11 protein-coding genes are annotated in these 26,997 nt (G+C 45.8%); 7 read left to right on the top strand and 4 right to left on the bottom strand.

All coding sequences use genetic code 11. The features are described 5' to 3' along the window. Position 1: 1 nt before the first annotated feature. Complete coding sequence (locus tag BM100_RS02110; RefSeq protein ID WP_169924648.1) at positions 2-14,116, bottom strand: non-ribosomal peptide synthetase; 14,115 nt, start codon at positions 14,114-14,116, stop codon at positions 2-4. A gap of 417 nt (positions 14,117-14,533) precedes the next feature. Further along, complete coding sequence (gene pta, locus BM100_RS02105) at positions 14,534-16,678, bottom strand: phosphate acetyltransferase (protein WP_092507485.1); 2,145 nt, start codon at positions 16,676-16,678, stop codon at positions 14,534-14,536. A 66-nt stretch (positions 16,679-16,744) separates the two neighbouring features. Between pta and BM100_RS22435 the strand changes: the two genes are divergently transcribed. After that, complete coding sequence (locus tag BM100_RS22435; protein ID WP_139216916.1) at positions 16,745-16,990, top strand: hypothetical protein; 246 nt, start codon at positions 16,745-16,747, stop codon at positions 16,988-16,990. A 12-nt stretch (positions 16,991-17,002) separates the two neighbouring features. Here BM100_RS22435 and ackA read toward each other — a convergent pair whose 3' ends face one another. Then, on the bottom strand, positions 17,003-18,205 hold the full coding sequence (ackA, locus tag BM100_RS02100) for an acetate kinase (RefSeq protein ID WP_092507483.1): 1,203 nt from the start codon (positions 18,203-18,205) through the stop codon (positions 17,003-17,005). Positions 18,206-18,470: 265 nt separating this feature from the next. On the opposite strand from ackA, the gene yfbV reads away from it, so the two are divergent. The 4 genes from yfbV to BM100_RS02080 all read left to right on the top strand — a co-directional run bounded on the left by yfbV (position 18,471) and on the right by BM100_RS02080 (position 22,269). After that, positions 18,471-18,926, top strand: a complete 456-nt coding sequence (gene yfbV, locus BM100_RS02095) for a terminus macrodomain insulation protein YfbV (RefSeq protein ID WP_092507481.1) — start codon at positions 18,471-18,473, stop codon at positions 18,924-18,926. Between the two features lie 148 nt (positions 18,927-19,074). Next, positions 19,075-19,569 (top strand): YfbU family protein, encoded by a 495-nt coding sequence (locus BM100_RS02090; protein WP_092507479.1) that lies wholly within the window; start codon positions 19,075-19,077, stop codon positions 19,567-19,569. Positions 19,570-19,657: 88 nt separating this feature from the next. Beyond that, the gene (locus tag BM100_RS02085) at positions 19,658-20,350 is read left to right on the top strand and encodes a sugar phosphatase (RefSeq protein WP_274539925.1); all 693 of its coding nucleotides are present in this window, start codon (positions 19,658-19,660) and stop codon (positions 20,348-20,350) included. An 89-nt stretch (positions 20,351-20,439) separates the two neighbouring features. After that, positions 20,440-22,269: an SLC13 family permease gene (locus BM100_RS02080; RefSeq protein WP_092507475.1), complete on the top strand. Its 1,830-nt coding sequence runs from the start codon at positions 20,440-20,442 to the stop codon at positions 22,267-22,269. Positions 22,270-22,382: 113 nt separating this feature from the next. On the opposite strand, the gene yfbR is transcribed toward BM100_RS02080, so the two are convergent. After that, entirely contained in the window at positions 22,383-22,964 is a 582-nt protein-coding gene (gene yfbR / locus BM100_RS02075; RefSeq protein WP_092507473.1) for a 5'-deoxynucleotidase, read from the bottom strand. Positions 22,965-23,765: 801 nt separating this feature from the next. Between yfbR and BM100_RS02070 the strand changes: the two genes are divergently transcribed. Then, positions 23,766-25,358: a hypothetical protein gene (locus BM100_RS02070; RefSeq protein WP_092507471.1), complete on the top strand. Its 1,593-nt coding sequence runs from the start codon at positions 23,766-23,768 to the stop codon at positions 25,356-25,358. Between the two features lie 267 nt (positions 25,359-25,625). Continuing rightward, on the top strand, positions 25,626-26,984 hold the full coding sequence (locus BM100_RS02065) for a hypothetical protein (RefSeq protein ID WP_092507469.1): 1,359 nt from the start codon (positions 25,626-25,628) through the stop codon (positions 26,982-26,984). Positions 26,985-26,997: the final 13 nt, after the last annotated feature.

The following is a 26,997-nucleotide window of genomic DNA, read 5'->3' as shown; positions in this document are numbered from 1 at the left end:
GCTATTCGCCGGATACACAAGGCATTCGGCTATCATCCACCACCATTGCCATTTCCTTCAAAGTAGGATGGGTGAATAAATCCATCAATGAAACGTGCATGTTTTGCTCATGCATACGGGCCAATAGCTGGATTGCGGTAAGTGAATGCCCCCCTGAACTAAAGAAATTATCATGTCGGCTCACACGTTCCAGTTTGAGCAGTTTTTGCCAAATTTGAGCCAAGGCTGTTTCCACATCACCGCGAGGAGCTTCATGTGGGGGGCCTGCCAAAGCGGCGTGCTCAAATGCAAGCTCTCTCTGCCCAGCATGACTCGTGAAATCAATTTGTAACTGCTGCAACTCCATGTCGGAAATAATCGGTATATCCACAATAGGTTGTTGAGGCGCGATATTTAATGCTTCAACTAAACCAGACAATGCACTGAGCATGTAAGTATGTAGGCGGGATGAATCGATTCCTTGCACTGCTTGAACTTCTAACTGGAAACTTTTGCCCAGATCATCCACGGCAAAGTAGAGGGGATAATTCATTCTTTCCTCTGCGGATATCAGGCGCACGCCTTCCCATGCGGTGCGGGCTGCATCCATCGGAGTATGGCGGTAGTTGAGCAGTGTGTTAAAGAGAGGCAAAGGGGATGCGACTGAGCTACAGCGCTGGGCCAATGCCAGTGAGGCTTGTTCATGTTCGAGCAATTGCGTCAAACTGCGGTAGGCCGCTTGCACGGTCTGTTGGACGCTGTTTTCAGCCAACCGGATCCGTGTGGGCAGGGTATTGATAAACAGGCCAGGAATTTGATTGATATCGGTTCCGCCTTGCATACGTCCCGACAAAACAGTGCCGAAAACAACATCTTCCTGACGACTGATTTTTGCCAATACCAACGCCAAAGCGACATGAAACAGCACACCGCAGCTAACTTTATGGCGGCGTGCTTGCTTGCGGATGTTTCTCGATAGGGAGGCACGGATAAGCTGACTGGTCTTTGTCACTTGCCTGTCTGCACTGTAGATATCCAGCAGGCCGAAAGGCACGGTGGGAATCTCGACATCGCCCAGCGTTTCACGGAAATAAGCTTCATGTGATGAAGGCGGTATTTTCAGTGTCTCGGCAATAAAGTGACGGTAAGGCAAAGCCGGCGTGGCAGGCTCGGCCCGTCGGTGCATAAGTTCATTGATTTCAGAAATGATAATGTCCAGTGAAATGTGGTCATTCAGTATGTGGTGGCCGCACATCGCCAGTAACCATTCCCCCTGATGCGGGTCATGGGCAACACTCGCAGAGATAAGCGGGGCTTGGTGTATATCAAGGCGATGCCTGTACGGACTGGTATGTGCCTGTAACTGAGACAGCATGGCGTGATCATCTTCAGGCTCAAAAGTCTCAACATGCAGGGATGCATGACGACAGACGACTTGCACTGGCTGTTTTAGAGCTTGCCAACAAATAGCGGTACGCAAAATGTCGTGGCGGTTAATCACCTGTTGGAAAGCAGACAGAAAAGCATCAAGGCGTTCACGATTGTCGAAGGCCATTAAGAGCTGTAACAGATATATATCCCCTTGAGTCTGTAACAGATGATGGAACAGCATACCTTCCTGTAAGGGAGCCAAGGGGTAGATATCTTGGATATTGGCCGCACCACCGGGAATCACCGCCGTGATAGTGTCAATTTCATGTTGCGCCAGAGAAATGAGAGGCAACATGGCCGGCGTGATTTTTGTACAGCCATCAGGAATGAGATTCGGTGGCGCAATAAATGCAGTGGCATGTTCTTCAATGGGTTGCATCGCTAGTGCCATGTCGGCCAGTACTGGCGTTGCAAACACGGAGCGGAGATCAAGCTTCCAGCCTTGTAATCGCAACTGTTCGATTAAATTCACCACCATTAGCGAATGTCCACCCAATTCAAAGAAGTGATCGCGACGCCCCACTTTTTCCAGCCGCAATAATGTTTGCCATGTTTGGGCCAGAGCGATTTCCATTTCGTTGATAGGTGCTTCATAGGTATGGCTGACAAAAGCAGATTGATCAGGTAACGGCAGTGCCTGACGGTCAAGTTTGCCATTGGGGGCGAGAGGGAAAGCGTCAAGAACAACAAAGGCGCTGGGCAGCATGTAATCAGCAAGATGCAGTGAGAGTTGTTGGCGTAATTCTGCGGGCACCAGCTTCACATGCGGTTTTGCCAGTAGGTAAGCAATAAGGCGTTTGTCACTGGCCATTCCTTTTTGAACGGGCATTTCACGGGCAAGCACAATCGCTTCACGCACACCGTTACATTGCATCAATCGGGTTTCGACTTCACCCAATTCAATGCGGAAGCCACGTATTTTGACCTGAAAATCATTGCGGCCGAGGAATTCGATATTCCCGTCCGCCCGCCAGCGGCCCAAGTCACCGGTTTTGTACATGCGGGCATTTGGCTGTTCGCTGAAAGGATCAAAGACAAATCTTTCTGCTGTGAGTTTGGGTTGGTTTGAATAACCCCGGGCAACACCTTGGCCCCCAATGTAGATTTCGCCGCCCACGCCAATGGGCACAGGTTCGCCGAATGCATCCAAGATATACATGCGGGTATTGGAAAGTGGGCGCCCAATGGGAATGTTATCCGTTACCGGCAGAGCGTGTTTGCCATCTATTTGCAATGCGGTGGCGGTCACGGTGATTTCAGTCGGGCCATAGGCGTTGAACCAACGGCAGGATTGCGTTTCAGGGCAGGATAACCAGTCGGCTAAATAGCGCTGCTCGATTTTATCGCCCCCTACAATGACCGTATGCAGATAGGGGCTAAAACCCCGGTGCCCGACCATCACTTCTTCTACCCAGTGATTCCAGAATGCCGTCGGCACATTGATAATGGTGACTTTTTGTTCACGCAAGAAATTGACGAACCCCATATCCGGCACTTTGATGTGGGCAGGGCGTAAAACCAGTGCAGCCCCCGAAGCAAGGGTAGGAAAAATATCAGAAACGGAAATATCAAAGGCAACAGTGACAAATTGCAGAATGCGATCACCCAACTGAGGCTGGCTGACCTGACGTTGGGCATGGATAAGACTCACTACATTGTGATGTTCCAGCATGACGCCTTTTGGATGCCCGGTGGAGCCGGATGTGTAGATAATATAGGCCAGATGATGAGGTTTCAGCCCTAATTGTTCGCTGTCAGGATTGTACACGGGCTGTTGTGCCAGACTCTGGTGACAGGTTTCATCATCCAGTTGCCATACGGGCAGATCTTGCACAAACAAGCCTTTTTGCAGGTGTTTCTGAGTCAGCAATAATACCGGTTTGCCGTCCGACAATTGATAAATCAGCCGCTCAGAGGGGTATTCGGGATCGAGGGGGATATAACCGGCACCGGCTTTTAGAATGCCGAACAGGCCAATAATCATGTCTAAACCCCGCTCAACACAGATTGCCACCCGATCATCAGGGCGCACACCGAAGGCAATCAAACGGTGTGCGAGCTGATTGGCACGGCGATTCAACTCCTGATAGCTCAGGGATTGTTCGCCGAAGATGACGGCGGTGGCATCGGGTGTTCGTTGCACTTGCTCTTCAAATGATTGGTGAATCAATCCACGTTGTGAACGCGACGGTTCGTGTAAAAACGGTTCGTCAACTAACTGTGGGCATTCGGAATGCGGCGTGTTGAACTCGACCAACAATTGCTGGCGCTCTGCGGCAGAGAGCATCGGCAAGTGGGCAACATTCTGTTTTTCATCCACTGTCATGGCGGTCAGCACCTGAATAAGGTAGCCTGCGATACGATCAACGGTGACGTTATCGAACAAATCTGAGGCATACTCCAGATAGCCAGTTAACCCATTCTTGGTTTCGGCAAGTGACAGCGTAAGGTCAAAATGTGCGCTGTTGCGCGTTTGTTCAAGCATGGAAACGGATAAGCCCGGTAATTCAAGGGAGTGAACCGGCGTGTTGTCCAGTGCCAGCATAACCTGAAAAATCGGGTTGTAGCTCAAACTACGGTTAGGTTGCAGAATTTCCACCAATTGTTCAAACGGCAGATTTTGGTGCTCATAAGCGGCCAAGGCGCGTTCACGGATGTGGGTGAGCAATTCTGCCACGGTGTGGCTATTTTCCAGCTCAACACGCAAAGGCAAGGTATTGGCGAAAAAGCCGATGATACCCTCCAATTCACTTTGCGGGCGGTTGGTGACCGGTGTGCCGATAACGATATCGTTTTGACCACTCAAGCGGGAAAGCACAATGCTCCAGCCCGCAAGTAAGGTCATGAATAATGTCGTTCCCTGCCGTTGTCCAAGCGCCTTGAGGCGGGCCAGCAATTCTGCATCCAGATGGATAGGAATGCTATCGCCTGTGTAGCTCTGCTCTGGTGGGCGTGGTCTATCGGTAGGAAGCGCCAGTAACTCAGGTGCGCCTTGAAGTTGCTCTTGCCAGAAATTCCGTTGAGCCGCCATCATGTCACTTTGCAGCCACTCCTGTTGCCAAACAGCGTAATCAACATATTGAATGGGCAGAGGCGGCAGCAGCCCTTTTTTCCCTTCAAGGGCAGCACGGTAGAGCTGGCCCAATTCCTGAATGAATATTCCCACCGACCAACCATCCGTGATGATGTGGTGCTGAGTGAGAATAAAGATATATTCGTCGTCCGAACGTTGCAGTAATTGGCCCCTGATTGGCGGTTCATTGGAGAAATCAAACAGCGTTTGTGTTTCCTGTGCTATCCGTTCATCGATTTGTTCCACGCCAGAGCCGTTATTCAATTCGCGTATATCCTGATAATTCAGGGCGAAGCCAATATTTTCAGCATCAATGTGTTGGCAAGGTTGTTCATTAACGAAAGTAAATCGGGTGCGTAAACTTTCCTGTCGTGCGACCAGCAAATCCAGCGCGGCCTTGAACGCCGATAGATTAAGTTGCCCGCGAAGGTGCAATACCGCCGGAATATGATAGGCCAGGCTGGCGGCAGGATTCAGTTGGGCGAGGAACCACAGGCGCTGCTGGGCAAATGAGAGCGGCAGATGCTGGTGGCGCTCAGCCACAGGGATCTTCGCTGCTTGAGTGGCCACAGCCGCCCCCGTGAGCGTGGCGGCCAGATCCGAGAGCACTGGGTGGGCAAAGAGTTGTGGTAAAGAGAATTCCAGTGCCAGATTTTGGCGTACCCGAATGACAAGCTGGATAGCAAGCAAGGAATGGCCGCCGAGTTCAAAGAAATGATCATGGCGGCTCACGCGCTCGAATCCCAAGAGAGTTTGCCAAATTTGCGCCAGCGCCGTTTCCACTTCACCAATCGGCTCTTCATAACCCTGCGTCACGACAGCGGAGGCATCCGGAGCAGGCAGTGCCTGTCTGTCAAGCTTGCCATTGGGCGTCAGCGGGAAAGTATCAAGCATGACAAAAGCACTGGGGATCATGTAATCGGTAAGCTGTTGCGCCAGTTGCTGGCGTAATTCTGCCGGTGTGGGCTGCCTGTCTGATTCAGTGAGCAGATAGGCAACCAGTTGTTTCTGTTGTTGGGAATCCTCACGCGCGATGACGACTGCTTCACGTACCCCACGACACTGCTCAAGTTTTGTTTCAATTTCACCGAGTTCAATCCTAAAACCGCGTATTTTGACCTGAAAATCGTTGCGGCCGAGGTATTCAATATTACCGTCAGGCAACCAGCGGCCCAAATCGCCGGTTTTGTACATGCGTGCAGCAGGCTGCGAGGAAAACGGATCGGGTAAAAAGCGTTCATCTGTCAGTTCAGGCCGATTGAGATAACCACGGGCAACGCCAGCACCGGCAATATAGATTTCGCCGCTGACACCGAGAGGAACCGGTTGACCATGTGTGTCGAGAATATAGATTTGGGTATTGGCAATAGGGCGGCCGATATGGGCAGCAAAGCCGGTTGCCCGGTTCATGCGTGTCCAGGTTGAATAGGTGGTCGTCTCAGAAGGGCCATAAAGATTACACACGGCTTGCACTGATGAGGAAGCGAATAACTGTTCAACAACAGTGGATTTCAGGGCCTCACCCGCCAGATTCACGGTTCTGGTTGACGCAGGAATGGCATTGGCATTGAGCAAATGTAGGATAGCGGACGGAACGGTATTGATCAGACGGATCGTCGATTCCACCTCAGTGGGTTTTAATGTCGTCAGTGAAAGTGCATTCGGGACAAGGTGCACTGTTCCTCCGGCGATAAGCGGCGCAAAACATTCGTATACGGCTAAATCAAAATTCAGTGAAGTCGCACAAAGCGTATGAGCCAATTCTTCCGGTGTGAAATTTTGCTGTGCCCAAGTGAGGAAATTCACGGTATTGCGGTGCTCTATCGCGACGCCTTTGGGCTGCCCTGTGGAACCGGAAGTATAAATCACGTAGGCCAGATGGTGTGATGCCAATCCCAGTGCCTGCGTATCCGGATTGCAGGTTGCTACGGTGTCAATATTTTGTTCAGTATCAAAATATTGTTCAGCACTGTCGAATATCACTGTGGGGAGTGAACAGTCAACAAGGCCGCGTAGTTTCGTTTGTGTCAGGACGACTTTTGGTGCGGAATCTTCAAGGATATACGCCAGTCGTTTGCAGGGATAATTGGGATCAAGCGGTACGTAAGCTCCACCAGCTTTCAGAATGCCCAACAAACCTACAATCATCAACGGGCTGCGTTCGAGGCAAATTGCCACCCGATCATCTGGCCGTACTCCCAGCGCTATCAAATGGTGAGCCAAGCGGTTGGCGCAATGGTTCAGTTCATCATAACTCAGGGATTGTTCTTCAAAAGTTACGGCGATGGCATTAGGGGTGCGTTGTACCTGCGCTTCAACTAATTGATGAATTAAGGCATGTTGCGGAAAATCAATCTGGGTTGCGTTGAAATCAACTAACAATTGCTGGCGTTCTGCTGCCGATAATAGGGGGAGATGAGCAATTTCCTGCATTTCATCCGTTGCCATGGCGGTCAATACTTGCGTCAGATAATTGACCATTCTTTCAACGGTATTTCGATCAAACAGATCTGAAGCATATTCCAGATGACCACTTAACCCGTCCACGGTTTCGGTCAGTGACAGGGTGATATCAAAATGTACACTGTGGAGTGCCTGCTCTATGAAAGAGATGGATAAATCAGGCAACTCGAAAGATTGTGGCGGTGTATTATCCAGTGCCAGCATAACCTGAAAAATCGGGCTGTAGCTTAAGTTGCGCTGAGGTTGCAGAATTTCAACCAATTGCTCAAAAGGCAAATCTTGATGCGCATAAGCGGCCAGTGCTTGCTTGCGTACAAGAGCACATAATTCTGCCACCGTGTTGCAATTTTCTAGCGTGATACGTAACGGCAACGTATTGACGAAAAAGCCGATGACATTTTCCAGTTCATGCCTTGGACGGTTGGCGACAGGCGTACCGATAACGATGTCATCTTGGCCACTGAGGCGGGAAAGGACGATTGCCCAACCGGTCAGCAGTGTCATGAATAACGTTATATCCTGACGTTGTGCCAATGCCTTAATGGAAGCCAGTAAATCAGCACTTAAATGGATAGGGATTTGATTGCCGGCATAGCGCTGCACTGATGGACGCGGGCGGTCACTCGGCAATGTCAGTAAAGCAGGTGCTCCCTTCAGTTGCTCTCTCCAGAAATCACGCTGTGCCACCAAGGTATGCTCTTGCAAGTATTCACGTTGCCACACAGTGTAATCAGCGTATTGGATTGGCAGAGGCAACAAAGGCGTGTTGTGACCTTCAAGCGCTGCACGGTAGAGTATGCCAAGTTCATGCAGGAGAATACCTGCTGACCAGCCATCAAAAATAATGTGATGCTGGGTGAGGAGTAAAACGTGTTCCTTTTCCGCAAGCTGTAGCAATTGCCCACGGATAAGCGGGCCATGAGTGAAATCAAAAGGGGTACAAGAATCATTTTCAACTAATTCAGCAATGTGATTTTGTTGAGCGTCGCCACTTTCGGAACGCAGATCCTGATAAGTCAGCGTAAAGCCGATATCTTCGGCATCAATTTGCTGATAAGTCTGTTCATCTATCTGGACAATGCGCGTGCGGAGACTTTCTTGCCGTGCAACAAGATTGTTGAGTGCGGCAGTCAATGCGGAGAAATTGAGTTCTCCTTTGACCTGTAAAAGGATCGGAATATGGTAAGCCAGACTGGCGGCCGGATCGAGCTGGGCAAGGAACCACAAGCGTTGCTGGGCAAAAGAGAGCGGGATTGGTGCAGTACGCTCGGCAATCGGTATGCTGATTGGGGCGGGTGCGGATGTGTTGCTGAGTATAGCCGCCAAATCCGCGAGGACAGGGTTGTCAAAGAGTTGTTGTAAGTGAAGTTCTCGGGCCAGTTTCTGGCATACCCGCGCTGCAAACTGAATAGCGAGCAGGGAATGGCCGCCCAGTTCAAAGAAATGGTCATAACGACTAACCTGTTCCAGTTTGAGAAGCTCTTGCCAAATCTCGGCTAACTCTATTTCCATTTCGCCGGCAGGAGCTTCGTAATGGCGTGTGACAATGGCCGTTTTATCCGGTGCAGGCAATGCCTGGCGATCGAGCTTGCCATTGGGTGTCAATGGAAAGGCATCAAGCGTCACAAAAGCACTGGGCAGCATATAATCGGCAAGTTGCTGGGCGAGTTGCTGGCGTAGCTCCGACGGGATAAGTTCAATGCCTTTTTCAGGCAGCAAATAGGCGATCAGACGTTTTTGGTGTGTTTCATCTTCACGCACCAATACGGCCGCTTCACGTACTCCGTGACATTTTACCAATTGCGCTTCGATCTCTCCCGGCTCGATGCGGAACCCACGCAGTTTAATCTGAAAATCATTGCGGCCGAGGTAGGCAATATTGCCGTCAGGCAGCCAACATCCCAAATCGCCGGTTTTATACATGCGGGCATTTGGCCTGTCGGAGAAAGGATCGGGCAGAAAGCGTTCTGCTGTCAGATCCGGGCGATTCAGATAGCCACGCGCAACATTCTCCCCACCGATGTAGATTTCGCCCGTGACACAAAGCGGCACTGGTTGACCCTTGGCGTCCAGAATATAAATTTGGGTATTGGCGATTGGGCGGCCAATGGGGAGAACATTTTCTGTTTGGTTATCACATGGGTTCTCACATGGATAGATTGTGGCACAGATTGTCGCTTCTGTTGGCCCATAAGCATTGAACATCTGCCGCCCGTTAGCCCAGCGCTTGACCAGCGTAGGCGGACAAGTTTCACCCGCGACGACTAAAACCTGTAGCGTTGCAGGCAGGGTGTCCATAGCCATCAGGGCCGTCGGAGACAGGAAGGGAGCATGGGTAATCGCATGTGTTTCCAAGTATTGGAGCAGTGTTGCACCGGGCAGGAGCTGAGTCGGCTTGGCAAGATACAGGCAAGCACCTGAAAGTAATGTGAGGCAACATTCCCAAATGGCCGCGTCAAAGCTGTTGGAGGCAAATTGCAAGATACGGCTGTCTGGAGTGATGGCAAGTATCTCTTTTTGATCGCTCATGACATTGCACAAACTGTGGTGTTCGATCATTACCCCTTTGGGGTGGCCGGTCGAACCTGATGTATAAATCACATAAGCCAGATGATGCGGGGTGATGCCAAGGGCACGGCTATCAGGATTGCTGTCTGATAAAGCGAAGCTGGCAGGTTCCTGAGTATCCAAGATGATGGTCGGTATATCACAATCCAATTGATGAGTCAGGGCTTGCTGGATGAGCAATGCAACCGGGGCAGAATCGTTGAGCATATAAGCTAAGCGTTCGGCAGGATAGGCGGGATCGAGCGGTACGTAAGCCCCGCCTGCTTTAAAGATGGCAAGCATGCCTACCAGCATTTCGGGGCAACGCTCAACACAAATTGCTACCCGTTCATCAGGGCGTACCCCCAAGGCAATCAAATGATGGGCGAGGCGGTTGGCTCGCTGGTTTAATTCTCGATAACTCAACAACTGGCCATCAAAATTGACAGCAATCGCATCGGGCGTGTTCTGTTCTTGCTTTTCGAATAGCTGATGAATCAACGCATCTTGCGGAAAGGTTTGTTGTGTAGCATTAAAATCGACCAGTAACTGCTGCTGTTCTTCTGCCGGCAAAATAGCAATGTCTAACAGCGGTTTTTTTAAGGGGTTGTCCAATGCGTCAAGCAGCCCTGTCAGTGCCGTCGTCATATAGGCTATCAAGCGAGCAGGATTAATGTCTGACACAGTTTGAACCACTAGGCTAAACTCTTTCCCCCAATCATCGACAGATAAGTTGATGGGATAGTTACTTCTCTCTTTTTCTGCAAGCAGACGAATGCCTTCCCAGTGGGTATAGGTGTTTTCGGGTTGGTTATGGCGATAGTTCAGCAACGTGTTGAACAGCGGCAGAGACTGGGGGATGCCGCTACAACGCTGCGCCAATGCCAATGGCGCCTGTTCATGTTCCAGCAAGGTCGCTAAATTGCGGTAGGTTGTTTGAATAATTTCTTGTGCGCTGGCATCTGCCAGGGAAAACCTGATGGGCAAGGTATTGATAAACAGCCCCAATACTTGCTCAATGCCTGCTCTGCCTTGCATTCGCCCCAGCAAAATCGTGCCGAAAACCACATCATTCTGCCCGCTGATTTTTGCCAGAACCAGTGCCCATGCCACATGGAACAACACACTGGGGCTGACGCCTTGATGACGCGCTTGAGTACGCAGGGCTTGCGCCAGTGCGGGGGCAAGTGGCTGCGAAAGTTCCGTTATCTCCCGTTTATCACTGTGGACATCCAACATCCCGAAGGGAGCTGTGGGTGAATCCACGTCAGCAAGCATGTTACAAAAATAGTCTTTATGGACTGATTCTGGCACACACAGGGATTGGGCGACAAAATCACGGTAAGACAGAGCCGGAGGTAAGTTTTCAACCTGTCTGTTTGGGATATGATCGCTTTCGCCACGATCGTGCAACAATTCTTTGATTTCAGCGATAATCAGCTCCAATGTCATGTGATCGCTGATCAAATGATGGAAACTCAGGGCCAGCAACCAAGCATCTTGTATTGGGTCGTGGGCAATATGAGCGGCCACTAGCGGAGCCTGATTTAACGTTATCTGGTGCTGCTGTGGATCGAGGTATGCCAGCAATTGCGCTGGAATATCTTGCTCACTGGCAGGAACAAAGGTGTTTATGTGTAAGGAGGCATGCCGCCAGACGACTTGCACTGGCTGTTTCAATTCCTGCCAATGGACTGAAGTGCGCAGAACATCGTGGCGGTCAATGACCTGTTGCAAGGCTGCCAGAAAAGCGTCGAGATAGTCTCTGGTGTCAAACGCAAGCAAGTTAAGCACGATATAGATATCGCCTTGGGTTTGCAGCAGGGAATGGAAAAGAATGCCTTCCTGTAATGGCGCCAGTGGATAGATATCTTGAATATTCGCAGCGCCACCCTGAATTGTCGCAGCAAGGGAATCTATTTCATCTTGTGTCAGGGAGACCAAAGGCAGCATCTCCGGCGTAATGGCAGTACAGTTATCGGGGATGCCATTGGGAGGAACAAGGAATGTGCTGGTCGTCTCTTGTGCAGCCAATATTGCGCTCGCCATTTCAGCCAGTATCGGTGTCGCAAACACAGTATGGGGGCTAAGGTGAAGGCCGTGAATATGTAGTTGTTTAATCAGGCTGACTACCATTAAAGAGTGTCCGCCCAACTCAAAAAAGTGATCGTTACGCCCCACTTGTTCTATTCCGAGCAGGGTTTGCCATATTTGGGACAAGATAGTTTCGATTTTCCCTCTTGGCGGGATGTAATCGGATATCACAAAGGCGGATTGATCGGGATCGGGCAACGATCGGCGATCGAGCTTGCCACTCGGTGTCAGGGGAAAAGCATCAAGGCTCACAAAAGCACTGGGCAGCATATAGTCAGCAAGATGCTGAGAGAGCTGTTGGCGTAATTCTGACGGGACTAATTTCACATTTGCCTGAGGAAGAAGGTAGGCGATTAGGCGCTTTTGGTGATTTTTTTCGTTTTCATGAACCAATACGACAGCTTCATGAACCCCCTGGCATTGTATTAATCTGGCTTCTATTTCGCCCAATTCAATGCGAAAACCGCGTATTTTGACCTGAAAATCATTACGGCCGAGATATTCAATATTGCCATCGGGCAGCCAGCGCCCTAAATCGCCGGTTTTGTACATGCGGGCATCGGGTTGTGCACTGAACGGATTGTGAAGAAAACGTTCTGCTGTCAAATCAGGGCGATTCAAATAACCACGGGCAATACTGGCTCCTGCAATATAGATTTCACCTGCTATCCCCAGAGGAACGGGCTGGCCTTGAGTATCCAGAATATAAATTTGCGTATTGGCGATAGGGTGGCCGATCGGGGGCAAGGAAGGCCATTGTTCAACACTTCCGGCTAACGTATAAGACGTGACTACATGGCTCTCAGTTGGCCCGTAGTGGTTGTGCAATTGGCATGTGCCGCAACGCTGTATAAATTGCCGGATGGCAGGCGTAATGCGCAATTGCTCGCCAGCAGTAATGATGTGAGATAAACAAGAAAACTCACCTTCAATGTAACTGGCAGCTTCAGCAATGTTTTGTAAGGCAATGTAGGGAAGAAAAATTCTGTTAATCTTTTTTTGCTGAATTAAATGAAGAAGTTGCTGAGGATCGCGGCGTATTTCTTCATTAATCAGAATTAAACTTCCACCTTCACAAAGAGTGGTGAATATCTCTTGAAAGGCGACGTCAAAGCCTAATGCCGCAAATTGAAGTGTTTTTCCGCCTCCGGAGAAGTGTGAAGTGTCTTGGCGATGCCATTGCAGCAAATTGGACAATGCGGCCAGAGACATCTCTACACCTTTAGGTAATCCTGTAGAGCCTGATGTGTAGATGACATAGGCGAGATGATGCGATGCCAGCCCCAATATCTGAATATCAGGATTGTGAATGGGCTGTGTTTCCAGCGTTAATTCAGGTGAATCCAATAACAGGGTAGGGCAATCGCAGCTCAATGTGCTGAGCAGCGTTGATTGTGTGAGCAAGGCAACGGGTAAGGCATCATTGAGAATATATGCCAGACGCTCAGCCGGATAGGTTGGATCAAGGGGTACGTAGGCACCGCCCGCCTTGAGAATAGCAAGCAGGCCCACCACCATTTCCAGACTGCGCTCGACACAGATTGCGACCCGATGATCCGGCCGTACACCCTGAGCAATCAGGTAATGCGCCAGCCGGTTGGCTCTCTGGTTTAGCTCGTTATAGCTCATGGATTGATCTTCAAAGAATAACGCAATGGCATTGGGATCACGTTGAACCTGTTCTTCGAACATCTGATGAATCAAGGCATTTTTGGGCAGAGAGACGTGGGTATTGTTGAAATCCTCCAATATTTTCTGGCGTTCTGCTTCCGGCAAGAGAGGTAAACGGGCTATCGGAATGTCTGGGGCAATGGTGATGCCTTCCATCAAGACAGCCAGACGGGCTTGGAGGGCGCTGATTTTTGTGGTGCTGAAATAGTCAGTAGAGAAGCAAAACTCCAGAGCAAGAGGAGAAATGTCATGTTCAGGAGAGCATAAAATGCCTGCTGTTTGGTGCCGGATGATAATGGAAAGAGGATATGGGGTTTCAAACGGTTCGGATGACGGTTCTGTGTCAAAGATGGCAATATCAAATAAGTGGTTGCGCCCTGTTTTTTGCTGGACTTGTGTTTGTCGGTTAATCTCCGCAAGGGGCACATATTGATGTTCATAACAACGACGAACTTCGGCCGTGGTTTGACGTAAAACGTCAAAAAATGTGTCTTCAGATGAGATTGTCACACCAATTGGAATAATATCTGAAAAACTTTCCTGCGAATTTTGTTGCTCAACATGCTTATGGTCATGAACAGGGAGGGCAATGACAATTTCGTCGGCATCTGTTGTACGTGCACAATAACTAACCAGAACAGCATGGATGAAATTCAAAATGGAAATTTTTTGCTGGGCTATGGTGCCTTCAATGCGCTGAAAAAGTGCTTTGTCTATTTGCCAGACGACGGATTGGGATTGGTTGTGAGTGTTTGATTGATTGGGGCTGGCAGGTTGAAGCAAAGGTGGTGGCAGAATTTCATAGCGTTTTTTCCAAAATTGCAGGTCGTTTGAATAGTGATTGCTGTGGTGTGACATTCTCATTTCCTTTGTGCTGCAGTCTTCAAACCATTTAGATTCATTGGCTTCGGAAGAAGAGAGTTATCGATTTTTGGATAACCGTTGTTAAGTTAAAAAGTGCTTTGATTTAGTAACATTAAGAATTTTTATCTAACAAATAAGAATAATGCGATATTTGCTTTCGAAATTAATCTATTTTCGTTTTTTTGTCGATATGTTATTTTTTTGAAAAGGAAATGATATAAACGCAGGCATTATGGGAAATAGAGGCATTAATTTGATTGCAAAAGAAAAGTATTAAACAGCACTCTACTGTGAATGGTTATTTGAGTTGGTGGCGGTGGGTGATGAATTGGGCACAGATAAAAAAATAGCCCCATGAGATAAAATCATGGGGCTATTTTGCGCAATTAAAAAAATTGCTTTGCTAGAAAATTATGCGTTTTCTTGCTGGGTTGACTGAATGGCAGTCAGTGCAACGGTGTAAACGATATCGTCAACCAGTGCGCCACGGGACAGGTCATTAACCGGTTTGCGCATACCTTGCAGCATTGGCCCGATAGAAACCAGATCCGCAGAACGCTGTACCGCTTTGTAAGTGGTGTTACCGGTGTTCAAATCTGGGAAGATAAACACGGTCGCCTGACCAGCAACAGGGGAGTTTGGCGCCTTGGATTTCGCTACGTCTGCCATGATAGCCGCATCGTACTGCAATGGGCCGTCGATGATCAGATCTGGGCGTTTTTCCTGTGCCAGACGAGTTGCTTCACGGACTTTCTCAACATCGCTACCTGCACCTGAGTTACCGGTAGAGTAGGAGATCATCGCAACGCGCGGCTCGATACCAAATGCTTTTGCAGAATCCGCTGACTGGATCGCGATTTCAGACAGTTGTTCTGCGGTTGGATCTGGGTTGATTGCACAGTCACCGTAAACCAAGACTTGTTCTGGCAGCAACATGAAGAAGACAGAAGAAACCAGTGAGCTGTTTGGCGCGGTCTTAATCAACTGCAATGGTGGACGAATGGTGTTGGCGGTCGTGTGCACGGCACCAGAAACCAGACCATCAACCTCGTTTTGCTCCAGCATCATCGTACCCAGAACAACATTGTCTTCCAATTGTTCGCGAGCAACCACTTCGGTCATGCCTTTGTTTTTGCGCAGTTCAACCAGGCGCGGAACATAACGTTCACGAACTGCCGCCGGGTTAACGATTTCAATGCCGGCACCCAATTCAACGCCCTGAGCTGCTGCTACACGGCGGATTTCTTCTGGATCACCCAGCAGGATACATTCGGCAATGCCACGCTCAGCACAGATAGACGCTGCTTTTACGGTACGTGGTTCGTCACCTTCCGGCAGAACAATACGCTTGCCAGCCTGACGGGCCAGTTCGGTCAACTGATAGCGGAATGCTGGCGGAGACAGACGGTTCGGACGTTCTGACGTTGCTGCCAGAGAATCGATCCACTCGCTGCTGATGTGGTGTGCAACGTAGTTCTGAACTTTTTCGATACGCTCATGATCATCGGCCGGAACTTCCAGACTGAAGCTTTGCAGGTTCAGAGATGTCTGCCATGTGTTGGTGTTCACAGTAAAGACTGGCAGTCCAGTGTTGAATGCACGTTCGCACAATTCACGGATGGAATCGTCGATGGCATAACCGCCGGTCAGCAGTACCGCACCAATTTCTACGCCATTCATGGCTGCCAGACATGCAGTAATCAGGACATCAGGACGATCCGCTGAAGTGACCAGCAGGGAACCCGGACGGAAGTATTCCAGCATGTTAGGAATGCTGCGTGCACAGAAAGTCACGGACTTGATGCGACGGCTATTAATGGCGCCTTCATTGATGACTTCCGCTTTCAGGTGTTTTGCCATATCGATTGCGCGGGTCGCGATCAGGTCAAAACTCCACGGAATGCAGCCGAGAATTGGCAGCGGACTGTTTTTGAAGACGGTTGTTGGATCAATGTGAGCAATGGTTGCTTTCGTGGATTCGTCGAAAATTTCTGACAAATCAGGGCGGGTGCGGCCTTGCTCATCAACAGGTGCATTCAGTTTGTTGACAATGACACCGATGATATTTGTGTTTTTGACACCGCCGTATTCAGCACGACTCAGTTCAATGCGCTCTTTAAGCTGCTCTGGGGAATCAGTACCCAGCGCAGTAACAAATACGATTTCAGCGTTCAGGGTTTTGGCGATTTCATAGTTCAGGGACTGGGCAAACGGATGTTTGCGGGTCGGAACCAGACCTTCAATCAAAACAACTTCGGCATCTGTGGTGTTTTCGTGGTAACGCGCCACGATTTCTTCCATCAACACATCTTTTTTGTTGGTGGTCAGAAGGGATTCCACGTGAGCCATATCCATAGGTTCAGCAGCAGGCATGCTGGAGTGTGAACGGATAATGGAAGTGGTTTGATCCTGAGAACCAGTGCGACGTGGTTGTGCGATAGGTTTGAAAACGCTCAGGCGAACACCTTTTTGCTCCATGGAGCGGATGACACCCAAACTGACACTGGTCAAGCCAACGCTGGTACCAGTGGGGATAAGCATAATTGTACGGGACACGGAAACCTCTTTGACGGTTGCTCGTTAGTCAATAAATATGACTCAATGTGGTTGGTTCAATGCTATATGAATAGTCGAAGTTTGAACCATGAGCCAACGCAATATTTATCAAGGAATATACCTGTTGCCTTTCAAGTTGCAGCATTGTTGGCTTCACTCGTTCACCCCGGCCACATAGTGTTAGCGATGTTCCTGGGGATTAGCTCCCTTGCCGTCGCGCTGCATGTTGAAATTCAATCGGTATATAGCAATCGATATATAAATAGTGCATTCATGAATAGCGAACCGCCAGCATCGCTGGCGGTTCTGTAAAAATCATGCTGCTTATGCTGTCAGGCGTGCGGAATCCTGAGCGATAACCAGTTCTTCGTTGGTTGGGATAACCAGAGCAGGACGGCTGTTGTCAGTCGTGATAAGGCCTGATTTGCCGAAACGGGCAGCCAGGTTGCGCTCATTGTCAAATTCGAAGCCCAGCAGAGCAATTTTCTTCATGACCAGTTCACGAACCAGTGCGGAGTTTTCACCGATGCCGCCAGTAAAGATAACTGCATCCAGACGACCTTCCATCAGTGCGCTGTATGCGCCGATGTATTTAGCCAGACGGTGGCAGTAAACGTCCATTGCACGCTTGGCATCCGCTTTAGTTTCGTAGTTATCTTCTACGTAACGGCAGTCGCTGGTCACTTCAGTCAGACCTTGGAAGCCAGACTCTTTGGTCAGCAGGGTATTGATCTGAGCAACTGTCATGCCCATTGCATCATGCAGGTGGAAAATGATGGCTGGATCGATGTCACCACTGCGGGTACCCATGACCAGACCTTCCAGCGGAGTCAGACCCATGGAAGTATCAACACATTTGCCGTTAACAATCGCAGAAACAGAACCACCGTTGCCCAGATGGCAAGTAATGACATTCAGCTCTTCAACTGGCTTGTTCAGCACTTTGGCTGCTTCGCGGGAAACGTAGAAGTGGCTGGTGCCGTGTGCGCCGTAACGACGGATGCCATGCTCTTTATACAGGCTGTATGGCAGTGCGTACAGGTAGGCTTCTTCTGGCATTGTCTGGTGGAATGCGGTGTCAAATACTGCGATGTTTTTCTCAACCAAATGAGGGAATGCTTTTTTCGCTTCAGCGATACCGATCAGGTGAGCTGGGTTGTGCAGTGGTGCGAATGGGATAGCCGCTTCAATGCCTTCGATAACTTCATCAGTGATAATCACAGAGGAAGTAAATTTCTCACCACCATGAACGATACGGTGACCGATGGCTGAAATTTGTGCAGAAAGTTCTGGCTTTTCAGCCAAAATAGTATTAACAATGAAGTTCAGAGCTTCGCTGTGCGCTGCGCCGGCACCTAAAGCAGCTTCGTTTTTTGCTCCATCCATTTTCCATTTAAGGCGGGCTTCTGGCAGGTTAAAGCATTCTGCCAAGCCGGAAAGATATTCTTCACCATTAGCAGGATCGATGATGGCGAATTTCAGAGAGGAGCTACCGCAATTAAGAACCAGTACCAGCTTACTTGACATGTAAATACCTATTACCTTGTTGTGATCTAATCTTAAATAAGACAAATGTTAAAAAACTAAAGTAATTTGTTAACAATCTGAATCCAATTGTTGCGAAAAAGGCCAAAATTCCTGTTTTGTTACTGCAACAATATAAAAGTCTGTGTAGGATACAGTTTGCTAGCAATAAAGACAAAATATACTTAATGCTATTAATACTACAAAAAAGATTTTATCTTTTGTAGGTATTTTTTAAAAACTATACCTTTAATTGATTGAGGTCATGATGAATACGACACCACCTGTCAGCCAAGGTTGGTTCAAGCGAATGCAGTTAGGTCAGCAATATTTGAAAACGTGGCCGCTGGAGAAGCAGCTCGGGCCTGTTTTTCCTGAGAATCGTGTCATTAAGGCGACTCGCTTTGGTATTCGTTTTATGCCGCCACTGGCAATTTTTACTTTAACTTGGCAAATTGCATTAGGTGGTCAATTGGGGCCATCAGTCGCAACAGCGCTGTTTGCCTGTAGCATGCCTTTGCAAGGGTTATGGTGGCTGGGAAAGCGTGCGGCAACGCCATTGCCGGAAAGCTTATTGAAATGGTTTTATGAAATCCGGGAGAAATTTACGGAAGCAGGGATTGCGATGGCTCCCGTGGAAAACGCCCCCACTTATTTCTCGCTGGCTGAATTGCTTAAACGTGCATTCAAGCAATTGGACAACTCTTTCCTTGATGACATTTGAACCGCTGGAGGCCTGATTCCGGCGGTGGCTGAATCAATTAACCCATAAACCCCGTTCAGATCAATAAATGGTTGTTTTACACTACTCATAAAAAATGAGTAGTGCGATGATGCGGTCAAGACAGTTTCCTTCTTTAAGGAGTTCCACAATGGAAATGACCCATGCACAACGTTTAATCCTCTCCAATCAATACAAATTGATGTCTATGCTGGAGCCTGAACAGGCTGAACGGTATCGCCGTTACCAAACCATTATTGAGCGGGGTTTTGGATTACAATTACGTGAGTTAGATCGCGATTTTGGTGAGTTATCTGAAGAGACTTGTCGTACTATCATTAATATTATGGAAATGTATCATGCACTGCATGTTTCATTGACTAATCTTAAAGAGCGGCAAGATCTGGATGAACGTCGTATCTCATTCTTAGGTTTTGATGCGGCGACAGAGCCCCATTATCTTGCTTATGTGCGTTTCATGGTGAATACGGAAGGGCGCTATACGCATTTTGACTCCGGCAGTCATGGTTTTAATTCCCAGACGCCGATGTGGAATAAGTATCAGCGCATGTTGGCGCTTTGGTTTTCTTGCCCTCGCCAATACCATCTGAGTGCCGTTGAAATTGGTCAGATTATTAACGCATAGTGTTTATAAATTACTCATGTTTATAAATAATCCGTTCTTATAAATAAACAATTTTATAAACGAATAGCTGCGTTTAAAGGAGCCGGGTTTGGTACTGCAATGTAAAGGTTTTTTATTCGATTTGGATGGCACGTTGATCGATTCATTACCCGCGGTTGAGCGAGCGTGGTGTAAGTTTGCCGATAAAATGGGCATCAGCCGTGACGAAGTCTTGAGCTATGTGCATGGTACGCCAGCGATATTATCACTGCGCCATTTTATGCCTGATGCCAGTGAAGAAGAGATAGCCAGTACTTTCAAGTGGATAGAAAAAATCGAAACAGAAGATACGGAAGGCATTGCGGCGCTGCCCGGCGCCCTGGCCCTGATTGATAAATTGAATGCACTGGATATTCCCTGGGCAATCGTGACATCGGGCACAATACCTCTGGCTTCTGCGCGCCATAAAGTGGCTGAGTTACCTGAGCCTGCTCACTGGGTGACTGCGGAATCTGTGAAAAAGGGTAAACCAAATCCCGAACCTTACTTACTGGGCGCTAAAAAACTGGGATTGTTGCCAGAGGAATGTGTCGTTTTTGAAGACGCCGTTGCGGGTATCCACGCTGGTCTCGATGCAGGCTGCCAGGTTGTCGTCGTCCATGACTTGCCCGGAATTCCACGCCGTGAAGAAATCCACATGACAATCACTAATCTGGAAGACATTGAAATCGTCAAATCAGGTGGTTATGTGTCTATTTACAAGATGGATCAAGGAATTGTCACAGATCAGGAAAGTTCTTGATCTTAACGTGGTCTTTTTCTTAAGAAAAATGTTTTACTGGCCCTGTTAACGTTTCATCTCATTTAAAGGTATCGTTGATAGGAGCCGAATTGAATAGCGAATTGTTGTGGGTATTGACCCTGCTATTAATAGCTATTGTACTTTTCACCACCAATAAAGTCAGAATGGATGTTGTGGCTTTATTGGTGATCATCGCATTTGTCTTGAGTGGCACCCTGACGTTGAGTGAGGCCACAGTCGGTTTTAGTGATCCCAATGTGTTATTGATTGCTGCCCTGTTTGTTATTGGCGAAGGGCTGGTGAGAACTGGTGTTGCCTATCAAATGGGTGACTGGCTGGTGCGGATCGCCGACAGCAGTGAAACAAAAATGCTAGTCTGGCTGATGCTGTCGGTAGCCGGATTGGGGGCTTTCATGAGCTCGACGGGCGTTGTGGCTATCTTTATCCCTGTTGTATTGAGTGTGGCTGCCAGAATGGAAATTTCTCCCGGGCGGCTAATGATGCCATTGGGTTTTGCCGGTCTTATCAGCGGCATGATGACATTGGTCGCGACACCACCCAATATGGTTGTCAACAGTGAATTGGTGCGTGAAGGGTTGCGGGGCTTTGATTTTTTCTCCATTACACCAATCGGTGTTCTTGTCCTGCTGGTAGGCGTGGCATATATGTTGATTGTCCGTCGTTGGCTGGGCGGAAATACCCAGCAGGCTGTGGATAAACGTTACCAGAGGACATTTCGTGATCTTATTCGAGATTATAAATTATCTGGTCGCGCGCGCCGCCTCGCCATTCGCCAAAGCTCACCTTTGATTGGTCATACACTGGATGAGTTGGGTCTGCGTGTCCGTTATAGTGCCAATGTCATTGGCATTGAACGCTGGCGTAAATTCCGTCGGGTGATGGTGGCAGCTACCGGTGATATCGAGTTGCAGGAACACGATGTTTTACTGGTGGATATGTCTGAGAGTGATATCGATTTACGGGAATTCTGCCGCGAACAGCAGCTAGAGCCGATGGTATTGCGTGGTGAATATTTTTCGTCACAATCCCGTGATGTCGGAATGGCAGAAGTCTCCGTCATTCCTGAATCTGATTTGTTGGGGCAATCCCTGCGCAGCATGAAGTTCCGTACACGCTACAGCCTCAATGTTGTAGGGATCCGTCGTGGCGGTAAGGCGTTGATAGGCAAATTAGTCGATGAACCCTTGCTGCTCGGTGATACCTTGCTGGTTATTGGTGACTGGAAACTGATTCGGGCACTAAAAACGAAAGCGCCTGATTTTATTGTCCTGAACTTGCCTGTGGAGGAAGAGAGCGCCGCTCCGGCCGCCTCACAAGCACCGCATGCCTTATTTTGTCTCTCACTGATGGTTGCCATGATGCTGACCAATGAAATTCCCAATTTTATTGCAGCGTTAATTGCTTGCCTGCTGATGGGAAAATTCCGCTGTATCGATATGGAAAGTGCTTACCGGGCCATTCACTGGCCGAGCATTATTCTGATTGTCGGCATGATGCCTTTTGCGCTGGCATTGCAGAAAACGGGAGGCATTGACTTAATTGTCCGTGGATTGATGGATATTGCGGGTGATATGGGGCCAAGGGTGATGCTGATATGCCTGTTTGTGCTTTGTGCTGTCATCGGGCTATTTATTTCGAACACGGCGACTGCGGTGTTAATGGCGCCGATAGCAATTGCAGCGGCGAATCAGATGGCAGTATCGCCTTTACCTTTTGCGATGATAATTGGCGTGGCGGCTTCGGCGGCATTCATGACACCGGTTTCCTCTCCCGTCAATACACTAATATTGGGGCCGGGCGGATATAAATTTGCAGATTTCCTGAAAATTGGCATCCCCTTTACGTTGATTGTCATGGGGATCAGTGTCGCGATTATTCCGATACTTTTTCCATTCTGATCCTGTGCCTTGCAAGAACGCCTATCTTTCAAGTTGCGCGGAAGTGGCTGCAACTTGAAAGATGACAGGCACAATGCAATTTCAGAAGGATATAAACGGCATTATAGCGTTAGTTACAGGCTGATTTCGTCAAGGGAAAGACTGAAACTTGGCACAAAGACATCCATAAAATAATCCATTTCAGCACTGTGGCGTTCAGCCAGTGTTTTTTCCAACCGAGTTTTGGCTTGATTAAACTCGACATTCCCCGCTGAAAGCTCTTCCAGACATTTTAAATAAGCACACAACGCATCAGCTTGTTTAATGATGAGAGTTTCCTCTTCCGTATGGCAATGCTCATCCAATATGCAGCGAAAATCATCCTGCAACTCAGCCGGCAGCATATCCAGCAACTTTTGCTGGGCAATTTTTTCAATTTTTTTATATTCGTAAGCAATCTGCGGATTGTAATACTTAATCGGGGTAGGCAAATCGCCGGTGATAACTTCACTGGCATCGTGATACATCGCCAGCAGCGCTATTCGTTCAACATTGACATTGCCGTTGAATTTCCGGTTTTTGATGACTGCCAGTGCGTGCGCGACAAAGGCGACTTGCAAGCTGTGCTCTGAAACATTTTCCGTACGCACATTCCGCATAAGCGGCCAACGATTGATTAATTTCAGACGGGATAATTGGGCAAAAAAATGGCTCATAATTTTCTCTTCCTGCGCAATGGAGTGATCAATTGTGGGCGGCTGGCGAAAGGAAGTAAACCTCTTGAGTGCTAAATTTCTCCATTGCTTTTTTTAAAGCAGAACGGGAAGAGAGGGCGTTGGGATTGCCTTACTGGGATTAGTTCAGTCTGTATTTTGCTTGATTGATATGGCAGCGATGAAAATTATTCGAAATTTACCTGAATATTATTTTTGATAATTCAATGAATTATCATGTGATAACTATTTTGAATCATGCTGTTTTGAATATTAATCTAGCATTAGGAGAGGGTTGGTATCGGTCAATAATAAATTAATAGGAAATTAAACAATGTTTCAGTTGGCAGAAACTGGAATGCATGTCGAATTTAGTAATATATCTAATTTTAGAGTATTAATAAATTACTTTAAAATGAATGCGTGGAATTGTTTTTTATAGTGAAAGTGACACTCTTACTCATTGTTATTATAGCTCTTTTACAGTTTTCGAATAACATCATGTGATGGTTATTTACAGGGGTATTTTATATTTTTACATTTGTAAGAAATAATTAAAGAGATGAAATTTGGTTATATAAATAAGAATATATCAAGTCTCACAATGATAAAAAGTTATCAAACGATAACTTTTTATCATTAGATTTCTTATTGATATGTATTTAGGCTGAAAATTCATCAATAAAGTCAAGCTTGGATTTATAAAATAAAAAAATTTATTAATTTAAACAATTAATGTAATTGTTTAATGAATTAATAAAAATAAACAACTTATATTTTCCATAATAAAAATGAGGTGATGAAATGGTGGGTAAAAAAAATAACATGGAAATTTCAATTATGACTCATGCTGATTTAGTCATAGGGCAGTATGTTAGTTTTGTTGTGACATTAAACTCAGATGAACCTATTGAACCGTGCAAGAGTATAATTATTAAGAATAATAGCAATAATATACAATTTGATAAAATGATTATTCCCATCTCTAATGATACTTGTAATCTGCTCAGTGGAGGAACTGCAACGTTAGGATTTACAGTACTTCAGAAAGTAGGTGGTCAAACCGTAAAAGATGGTTCTCCCATTACATTCGACGTAACTACGGATGCACTTGCTGGTGGAAATGGCTTTGAAACTGTAAAATTTACAGGTAAAGCTAATGAACTTGATATAAATTCATTGCATTTATTTATTGAGCATCCTTATTTACAAGTACCATCAGGTAGTAGTAAATTACCATCTACTGCAATACATACCACTTTAAAAAATAAAAACACGAATAAAGAATTAATTGGCACACCAATATTTATAACTTCATTCGAACTTCATGAAATGAAAGAGTTTGTTTTTAAGGATGCTAAAAATAATAAAGAAATTCCTGTTGAGAAAGTGGGGCCAAATGATGGGATAACTATTTTTTCAGATTCTCAAGGAGTTGTGAAGTTTTATCTTTCTCCAAAATTACCTTTATCCAACATACTTGGATTAAAAACTGTTATTTTAAATACCAGATATGAGTCTTATTCTAAGGTGATTCATGTAGTTAATGACTGTGACCCTATTAATATGGAACTTATGGATGCACCAGATATTAGTGATTATGATCCTGATGGTATAGCTGCAAATGCAGGTTTATCATATTTTTTAGTATCAATATATGACTATAATAATAAATTGAAAATAGATGATATTGTTTTGTTTTTCGTTAATGGCAATTACACAGGAATTTCGGTAGCTATTGTGGACCCTAAAAAACAGTTAAATAATTATTCGATGCAAGTCCCTTATTCTATTTTTACACAAGGTGTATCATCTCAATTTTCTTATAAAGTAATTAGGCATAAAGATATTTCCTTATGTTCAGAGGCTCTGCCAGTGACTTATTTAGGGGGAATTCCTTATGAACCCGATCCGGCAGTTAAAAGAAATTATAATCCCTGCATAGTTCATACTAGCCTTGGTGTTGGCCCTGATAACACCATACCATCAGGCTATGGTAATTATGTTAATTATGATGCAATAATGAAATATCCTGGATACAAATATAGTGGGTTATTTGTTGAGATTTTATGTTCTGACACTCATGATCCGAACGCTACAGTAAATTCTGTTCCATTAAATATAAACGATATTACATTAAATATGTATATAAATTCAGATAATAAAAATTTCAAAAAGTCGTACAATCAACAAATTACTTTAAATGAAATTGGAAGTGATGGTAATGCAAATTCGATTTTCTTCCATATTCCTTATGGGGATATAGTTGATGTGAGAGGAACTGGTAATATCAGTTTTGATTACCAATTTTATCTGCCTGAACAATTAGGGTATGGTGTTAGTTGGGATGCAAATATTGGAACTATTCCTGATCCAGGCCACACGGATAATAATTAATAGATAAGAAGAGAAGAGTGCTGATAATAAAAGCGCTCTTTAATCTAATTTCTATAACGATATATGTAAGGGAGTAAATTAATACCTAATAAAATAGTATCACATTTAACTGTCAATGCTTATTTAGTAATGGGTGATTTTATTTATTTCTTGGGTATTGATTAATTAATACCATTATATAATCAATTCTGTATCAAGGAATGGGTAGATTTATTTTAGTGTAGAAAAATCATCTAAATATTTTTTAAACTACTTAAAAGGTAAATTATGAGTGAGAAAAATAAAAATCTTTTAACAGCTCCTAAGTTACCACAAGGTGAATTAGATGGAGTGATTAACATATCCGATATAAAGGCAATGGGTGTTCATTATATAATAATGCAAGTGAGTAAATATAAAGAATCTAAATTGCTAGATAGGATTGAGGGAGAGATTTATTTAAAAGGCAATGAAAATACTAAAGTGAAAAGTATTGCTTATTACATAACAATAGATAAATTAGATCAAGATTTTTATTTTTTATTATTTCATGTGGGAGATATCAATATATTTGGTTTATGTGAGGCTAAGTATAGTGTGACAGATCTAAATAAAAATAATCTTTACTCAAAAGTATCAGATATAACCATTATAGGAGGCTCTACTATGAGTAATTTAGATAATGAAGTGATTTTCCTGGATGCTAAAAAATCTATAGTGTATCTGAGTGAAATTGAGCGTGACGAAGGAATCAAGGTTCGAGCTAAATTTAAAGGGCTAATACCGTTTGATACTATAGACATTATAATAAAAATATTAAATGAATATAATTTTGAATTATCTGAACTGAGCTCCGGTGATATTGTTTTAACTTACGATGATATAAGTAAAGGTTATAAGGATGTTAAAATAGAAACAAATAAAGTTAACTTTTCAGAAGCAAAGTTTGCTGTTGCAAGCTTTTCTGCAGTTAATGAAAAAATAACATCAAGCTATACTGAAGTTTCCATTATTGATGATATAGATACTGTTAATATAAAAGTACAAACAACTAAAAATATTGGTTCTAGTCTTAGTGGTTACCCTGATACAAAGCCTTTTTTAACAGCGGTAATATATACTGCTTCAAATAGTACTCCAATAAAAGCTCAACTAACAAATGCGTTATTTGATAATGGTAGCAGTAGTATCGTGATGGACGACATAAGTACAAATGGCGTAGGTTATCTTCGTATCTATAGTAATGATATTACCAAAAATAGTGTGTTAAATCTTAATTATGAAGATCCCGTCATTGCCTATAAAGTGCCTTTGGATTTCTCAGATTGGATGGTATCTGAAGGAGAAGAACTCACTTATACATATAGTTCTTATGGGGTGGCTGACGGGATCTGTCAGTGTTTTCTATTGATTAAACTCCTATCAGATAAAATTACTGATGTTAAAGTGAGTTTTGATAGCCCTTGCATTAAAATTAATGGTAAGAGTAATGTTTTAGAAATAATTAATCCTGATAGTAGTAAAATATTAGCTTATGAATTGACATCGAATAAAGCCGTTAGATCTAATTTTACAATTAATGTCGGCGGTATTTCTATGGGACAAATTAGAAATACGATCGTTTTTGTCGATCCTCTTACACTGTGAGCCGAATAATATG

The sequence above is a fragment of the Xenorhabdus mauleonii genome, assembly GCF_900113945.1.
Taxonomy (GTDB): domain Bacteria; phylum Pseudomonadota; class Gammaproteobacteria; order Enterobacterales; family Enterobacteriaceae; genus Xenorhabdus; species Xenorhabdus mauleonii.
This window is presented reverse-complemented; position numbering and strand designations above follow the sequence as displayed.